The sequence below is a fragment of the Pseudonocardia sp. McavD-2-B genome (assembly GCF_024124365.1).
GTDB classification, from domain to species: domain Bacteria; phylum Actinomycetota; class Actinomycetes; order Mycobacteriales; family Pseudonocardiaceae; genus Pseudonocardia; species Pseudonocardia alni.
Genome location: NZ_JAMXSG010000299.1, coordinates 1 through 6,815, shown reverse-complemented (window position 1 = coordinate 6,815; position 6,815 = coordinate 1). Strand labels below are relative to the sequence as shown.

Here is a 6,815-nt window from a genome sequence, read left to right as displayed (position 1 = left end):
GCTCGGCGAACCGGGCGGGGGTGCCCGCACGCCCGGGTGCGGCCGGGCCGTCGGCCGGCGCGGCGCAGCCCAGCGCTAACAGGGCCAGGGCCAGGACGGCCGCCCGCTGCATGCGTTTCCCTGTCGCCATGGGTCCAGCATCGTGCCTCGGTCGGACGCCCGCGCGGCGGCGGAGGAGTACACCTGCCTGTTGCGCTGCGAAACGATAGACGGCTACCGTTCCGGTGTCCCGATCATGACGACGAGGGAGTTCCGCCGTGACGACGACCGAGGCCCCGCAGTTGCCCTTCGACCGTCCGAACGTCATCGACGTCGCGCCGCTGTACGCGGTACTCCGCCGCGAGGGGCCGATCGTGCCGGTGCGCACCCCCGTCGGTGACCCGGCGTGGCTGGTCACCCGGCACGCCGAGGCGCGCTCCCTGTTCGCCGACCCGCGGCTCGGCCGCTCGCACCCCGCGCCCGAGCAGGCGGCCCGGGTGTCCGAGGCGGCGGTCCTGGCCGGCCCCACCGGCACCGTGGAGACCGAGAAGGCCGAGCACGACCGGATGCGCAGGCTGCTGGTCCCCGCGTTCTCGGCCAAGCGGATGCGGCGCCTCGGCGACCACGTCGGCGAGCTCGTCGACGGCTGCCTCGACGACCTCGTCGCCGCGCGGGAGACGTCCCCCGACGGCGTCGCGGACCTGCACGCCCACCTCGCGTTCCCGCTCCCGGTGCTGGTCATCTGCGAGCTGCTCGGCGTGCCCTTCGCCGACCGCGGCTACTTCAGCGGGCTGTCCGAGCGGGTCGCGACCATCCGCTCCGGCGGCGACGCCGAGACCGCGATGACCGAGTTCCGCGGCTACATGGGACGGCTCGCGGCGGCGAAGCGGGAGACCCCGGGAGAGGACGTCGTCACCGACCTCGTACGGGCCCAGGCCGAGGACCCCGGCTTCGGGGAGGCCGAGCTGACCCGGCTCGCCGCCGGGCTGCTGTTCGCCGGGCACGAGACCACCGTCGGGCGCATCGACCTCGGTGTGCTCCTGCTGCTCACCGACACCACCCGCCGGGACGCCTTCGTCGCCGACGTCGACGGCCGGCTGCACGGCACGGTCGAGGAGGTCCTGCGCATGTCGGCCCCCGGCGGGCTCGGGCTGCTGCGCTACGCGCACGCCGACATCGAGGCCGGGGGCGTCACGATCCGCCGCGGTGACGCGGTGATGATCTCGACGGCGTCGGCGAACCGGGACACCGGGGTGTTCGACGACGCCGACGCCTTCGACCCGACCCGCCGGCCCAACCCGCACGTGTCCTTCGGCTACGGCGGCCACTTCTGCATCGGTGCGAGCCTGGCCCGCACCGAGCTCGCGACGGTGTTCGCGCGTCTGTTCCGGCGGCTGCCCGGGCTGCGGCTCGCCGTCGCCCCGGAGGACCTGGACGTGCGCGCCGAGCAGGTCACCGGGGGAGTGCGGGCGCTGCCGGTCACCTGGTGAGCCGGTGCCGCGGCACCCCATGACCTCGCGCGGCGACCCACGCACGGGGTGCCGCGGACCGGACAGGGGCGCCGCGGGCCGGGCTCACAGCCCGTCGGCCAGGATCCCGTCCATCGCCCGCTCCACGATCGCCGCGATCGTCCACGACGGGTTCGTGCTCCCCGTCGTCCCCGGCACCAGTGCCCCGTCGACGACGTGCAGTCCCGGGTGCCCGGCCACGCGTCCCCGGTCGTCGGTGACCCGGCCCAGTACCGCGCCGCCCAGCGGGTGCCAGGTGACCGGGTCCGGTGTCCCCAGGTCGAGGACCCCGGAGGGTGCGTCCGCGGCACGCGCGACCAGGCCGGAGAGCCCTGCGGGCAGCCGGGAGGCGACGTCGGAGACGACCCGTCCGAGGCCGGCGCCGACCGGGGCGTCCGGGGCGATCAACCGCTGGGTGAGGTCGCGGACGGTGCGCTGGGCGTCGGCGTCGCCGTCGGGCGGCCAGTGCAGCACGGCCTCGCCGGTGGCGCCGTCGAAGCGGAACTCGCCCACCGGGTCGCAGGCCCCGAAACCCGGCAGCGACATCGCGCGGACGTCGAACGGCAGCGGCGCGGGACCGAAGGTGAGCGTGACGGCCTCTGCGCGGTCGTCGGTGGGCGGGCGGATGCCGGCCGCCATCGGCCCGGCCTGCGGCCCGCCCGCCGGTTCGGGGACGCCGACGCGCAGCTGGATGCGGTCGCCGTTGTTGCCCCAGAACCGGCCGGCGTCGGCGGTGAGGTCGGGCAGCGTCCCGGTCTCGCGGGCCCGCACGAGCAGCCGCGACGTGCCGGTCGACCCGGCGGCGAGGAACAGCGCGCCGGTGGTGAGCGCGATCCGTTCCCGCACGACGCCGTCGGTGTCGATCCGCTCGACGTCGAGCCGGTAGCGTCCGCCGCCGATTGCGTGCAGGTCGACCACCCGGTGCAGCGGGGCGACGGTGACCAGTCCGGAGGCCTCGGCGTCGCGGAGGTAGTTCTTGTCCGCCGACAGCCGCGCCCCGGAGTTGACGCCGGTGAAGTACTCGCCGACCGACATCGACGGCGTCGCCCGCCCGGCGAACTCGGCGCGCACGACGTCCCAGTCGGTCGCGTTGGGCAGCAGCTGCGCGGTCAGCCCGGCACGGCGGGCCTGCTCCAGGAACAGCCGGGTGCCGACGTGCGCGGGGTGGGCCAGGACGTCGTCGGGGATCGGCGAGACCCCGACCCGGGCGGCGGCGCGCGGGTAGTGCACGGCGGCGAGCTCGTCGTGGTCGATGCCGGGGACCGCCGCGGAGAACACCGCCGCGTCCGGCCGGATCCACACCCCGGCGTACACCAGCGTCGACCCGCCGACGCCCGCCCCGCAGAGCACGCTCATCCCGCGCCCGGACACCTTCTCGAACAGGCCGGTGTAGGGCCGGTAGAGGGTCGGCGGCTGGCCGGGGAACACCGGCGCGGGAGTCAGCCACGACGAGCGGCGGTCCGGGCGCAGGAACGGCGGGAACGTGTCGGTGGCCGGTGTGGTCCAGCGGCGGCCGCGTTCGAGGACCAGGGTGCGCACGCCCGCCTCGGCGAGCCGGGCCGCGGCGATCGACCCGCCGAGCCCGCTCCCGACGACGACGGCCGGTGCGGACATCGCGGTGACCTCGCGGCGCAGCAGGGCCGGCGCGGCGGTCGCGGTCCCGGCGGCACCCAGCGCGGCGGCACCGAGCGCGGTCCCGGTCAGGAACCCCCGGCGGCTGGTCACCAGCATCCGGCTCAGCCCCCGATCCGGATGTCGGCGACGATCTCGCGGATCAGGCCGTCGTCGTAACGGAAGGTCTCGTGCACCCGCGCGGTCGTGAGCTCGACCGGACCCGCCCCGACGGACAGGGTGAACTCCGCGACGACGACGCCGTCCCCGCGCACGCGGTAGGTCTCGTCGGAGACGGCGCGGATGATCCGGTACTGGGGGCCGAACCGCAGGTCGGCGCGCAGCTGGTCGCCGGAGAACCCGGTCGGCAGCCCCGCCTCGACCCGGGTCGCGTGTGGGTGGAACGGCACCGCCGACGGGTCGTGGTCGGCGAGTGCGGCGACATAGGCGCGGGCACCGTCGACCCGGCAGGCGTCGTCACAGGTCGAGGCGGACGCGACACCGGCCCCCGCTCCGGCGACGATCACTCCGACGAGCACGGACAGCAGCAGACTGCGCGACCGCATGGGAACCTCCGGGACCTGGGGGAGCGGACGGGGGACGACGTGACGGGAGCGACGCCCGGGGGCAGGCGCCGGGAGACACGGGACGACGGCGTGGCGCGCACGCGGGCGGCCCTGTTGGCCGCGGCAGCCGACGTGTTCGCCGAGCGGGGCTACGACGGCGCCTCGGTGGACGAGATCGCCCGCGCCGCCGGGGTGTCGGTGGGGTCGATCTACAGCCGCTTCGGCAGCAAGCAGGACCTGTTCCGGGCGCTGATGACCGGCCACCTGGAGGGCGACCTGCACCGGGTGCGGTCCGGTATGGACGCGGGCCCCGAACAGGCGCTGGCCGAGCTGGAGACGGTGCTGCTGGAGACCGCCCGCTCGCGCCCGGCGACCCTGCTCGACGCCGAGACCTGGGCGGTGGCGATGCGCACTCCGGCGATGCGCGCGGCCGTGGCCGACCACCACCGCAGGGTCCGGGACGAGGCCGCAGCCATGGTGGCGCGCGGCCGCGCGGCCGCCGGGGTGGACCTCGGCGTGCCGGACGACGAGCTGGCGACCGCGATGATCGCGCTGTTCCACGGCCTCGTCCGGGAGTACCGCCTCGGTGTGCCCGGCGAGGCGCCGCCCGACCTGTACAGCCGCATGGTGCACGCGCTCGCGACCGGGCTCGCCGCGCTGGCCGCGGACGGCGGGCCGCCCGGCGAGCCATGATCCACAGCGAGCCACGGGCGGCAGTCTGGCACGGGTGAGCGGACGCTCACCCACCGGGTTCTCCATCGGATGTCGGACACTCGTCGACGGTCACGGGGGCCGCCGTCCGGACGGGCGCGGACGCGACCCCCCACCCGGCGGTGGCGCCCGCGACACCGTTCGCCACGATGGGGCGGTGACAGGCACGGCACCCCCGGACATCCAGCAGCACCGCTCGATCAACCAGCGCATCGCCGACGAGCTCGGCGCCCGGCCGGACCAGGTCGGGGCCGCGGTGGCCCTGCTGGACGAGGGCTCGACGGTCCCCTTCGTCGCCCGGTACCGCAAGGAGGCGACCGGCGGCCTCGACGACGCCCAGCTCCGCACCCTGGAGGAGCGGCTGCGCTACCTGCGGGAGCTGGAGGAGCGGCGCACCGTCGTCCTCGACTCCATCCGGTCGCAGGGCAAGCTCGACGAGTCCCTCGAGGCCACCATCCTCGCCGCCGAGTCCAAGGCCCGGCTCGAGGACATCTACCTGCCCTACAAGCCCAAGCGCCGCACCAAGGCGATGATCGCCCGCGAGCAGGGCCTGGAACCGCTGGCCGACGCGCTGCTCGCCGACCCGACCCTCGACCCGCACTCGTCGGCGGCCGCCTACGTGACCGACGAGGTCGCCGACGCCGGCGCCGCGCTGGAGGGTGCCCGCTCGATCCTGGTCGAGCGGATCGGGGAGAACGCCGACCTCGTCGGCGGCCTGCGCGAGCGCATGTGGGCGCACGGGCGGCTGGTCACCACGGTCCGCGAGGGCAAGGAGAACGACCAGGCCGCGGCCAAGTTCTCGGACTACTTCGACTTCGCCGAGAAGTTCACGACACTGCCCTCGCACCGGATCCTCGCGGTCTTCCGCGGTGAGTCCGAGGAGGCGCTCGACGTCACCCTCGACGCCGGTGTCGCCGACGACGAGCCGAACCCCTACGAGGCCCTGATCGCCGCCGAGTACGGCGTCGCCGACCGCGGCCGCGCCGGCGACGCCTGGTTGCTCGGCGTCGTCCGGTGGGCGTGGCGGACCCGCCTGCTCACCGCGCTCGGCATCGACATCCGGGTCCGGCTGCGCACCGCCGCCGAGGAGGGCGCCATCGGCGTGTTCGCCGCGAACCTGCGCGACCTGCTGCTCGCCGCCCCCGCGGGCACCCGCGCGACCCTGGGCCTCGACCCGGGCCTGCGCACCGGGGTCAAGGTCGCCGTCGTCGACGCGACCGGCAAGGTCGTCGACACCGCGGTGATCTACCCGCACGAGCCCCGCAAGGACCGCGCCGGGTCGCTGAAGACCCTGGCGGCGCTGTGCACGAAGCACTCCGTCGAGCTGATCGCGATCGGCAACGGCACCGCCTCGCGGGAGACCGACGCGCTGGCCGGTGAGCTCATCGCGGCGAACCCGGGCCTGAAGCTGACCAAGGTGATGGTGTCCGAGGCCGGCGCGTCGGTGTACTCGGCGTCGGCCTACGCCTCGGCCGAGCTGCCCGACATGGACGTCTCGCTGCGCGGCGCGGTCTCCATCGCGCGGCGCCTGCAGGACCCGCTCGCCGAGCTGGTCAAGATCGACCCGAAGTCGATCGGGGTCGGGCAGTACCAGCACGACCTGCCCGAGTCGTCGCTGTCGCGCTCGCTCGACGCGGTCGTCGAGGACTGTGTGAACGCCGTCGGTGTCGACGTGAACTCGGCGTCCGCGCCGCTGCTGCGTCGGGTCTCGGGCATCTCCGAGTCCCTCGCCGGCGCGATCGTCGCCCACCGCGACGAGAACGGCCCGTTCCGGAACCGGACCGCGCTGACCGGCGTCGCGCGGCTGGGGCCCAAGGCGTTCGAGCAGTGCGCGGGCTTCCTGCGCATCCGCGGGGGGGACGAGCCGCTCGACGTCACCGGCGTGCACCCCGAGTCCTACCCGGTCGTCCGGCGGATGGTGGAGCGCACCACGCTCGACGTGTCCGCCCTGATGGGCAACGCCGCACGGCTGCACCAGATCAAGCCCAAGGACTACGTCGAGGACGGCGTCGGGCTCCCGACCGTCACCGACATCCTGGCCGAACTGGAGAAGCCCGGCCGGGACCCGCGGCCGGCGTTCCGGACCGCGACCTTCGCCGAGGGCGTCCACAAGATCTCCGACCTGCGGCCGGGGATGCTGCTGGAGGGCGTCGTCACCAACGTGGCCGCCTTCGGCGCGTTCGTCGACGTCGGGGTGCACCAGGACGGCCTCGTGCACGTGAGCGCGATGAGCAAGGACTTCGTGTCCGACCCGCGCGACGTCGCCAAGTCCGGTGACGTGGTCAAGGTGAAGGTCCTGGAGGTCGACGAGGCCCGCAAGCGGATCTCGCTGACCCTGCGTCTGGACGACGAGCCCGGTGCCGGCGAGCGCGGCGGCCGGTCCCGCGGGCCCGGCCAGGGCCAGGGCGGAGGCCAGGGCGGCCGGGGCCGCGACGGCGGC

5 protein-coding genes are annotated in these 6,815 nt (G+C 75.1%); 3 read left to right on the top strand and 2 right to left on the bottom strand.

From position 1 onward, the window contains the following. The first annotated feature begins 257 nt into the window (after positions 1-257). Complete coding sequence (locus NH602_RS26455; protein WP_253069204.1) at positions 258-1,469, top strand: cytochrome P450; 1,212 nt, start codon at positions 258-260, stop codon at positions 1,467-1,469. Between the two features lie 84 nt (positions 1,470-1,553). On the opposite strand, the gene NH602_RS26450 is transcribed toward NH602_RS26455, so the two are convergent. Together NH602_RS26450 and NH602_RS26445 are read right to left on the bottom strand one after the other, a co-directional pair. Further along, on the bottom strand, positions 1,554-3,212 hold the full coding sequence (locus NH602_RS26450) for a GMC oxidoreductase (RefSeq protein ID WP_253069203.1): 1,659 nt from the start codon (positions 3,210-3,212) through the stop codon (positions 1,554-1,556). Positions 3,213-3,223: 11 nt separating this feature from the next. After that, positions 3,224-3,664, bottom strand: coding sequence for a hypothetical protein (locus NH602_RS26445; protein WP_208622899.1), 441 nt, complete (start codon positions 3,662-3,664; stop codon positions 3,224-3,226). A 90-nt stretch (positions 3,665-3,754) separates the two neighbouring features. Here NH602_RS26445 and NH602_RS26440 point away from each other — a divergent pair, with 90 nt between their 5' ends. After that, entirely contained in the window at positions 3,755-4,357 is a 603-nt protein-coding gene (locus NH602_RS26440; RefSeq protein ID WP_073574591.1) for a TetR/AcrR family transcriptional regulator, read from the top strand. Between the two features lie 175 nt (positions 4,358-4,532). Beyond that, positions 4,533-6,815: Tex family protein (locus NH602_RS26435; protein ID WP_253069202.1), on the top strand; the 2,283-nt coding region annotated here is incomplete at its 3' end.

What these genes read in the sequence shown, in the direction of transcription:
- NH602_RS26445 (WP_208622899.1), bottom strand. Translation starts at nt 3,664, where the DNA reads ATGCGGTCGCGCAGTCTGCTGCTGTCCGTGCTCGTCGGAGTGATCGTC.